A 228-nucleotide genomic window follows, 5' to 3' on the forward strand; every position below is an offset into this window, starting at 1 on the left:
GGGTGGCGGCGGCCACGATGTCGGCCGTCGACGGGGTGGCGGCGGTGTTCGTCGGGCCGTCGGACCTGGCGCTGGCGCACGGGCTCCCGGTCGCGGACAGGGCCTGCAGCATGCCGAGGACGGTGTCGTCGCCGATCAGGCCGTGCTGGGTGTCGACGAAGACCAGGTCGAACCCGACGGAGCCGGCGATCTCGGCGACGGCGGGGGAGGGCAGCTGCAGCCAGCCAC

1 pseudogene is annotated in these 228 nt (G+C 75.0%); it reads right to left on the reverse strand.

Annotated features, from left to right (window positions below):
* Positions 1-228, reverse strand: a pseudogene (locus tag FVA95_RS31350) (hypothetical protein); the annotation flags it as partial.

The sequence above is a fragment of the Pseudonocardia sp. EV170527-09 genome, from assembly GCF_008369905.1.
GTDB lineage: Bacteria > Actinomycetota > Actinomycetes > Mycobacteriales > Pseudonocardiaceae > Pseudonocardia.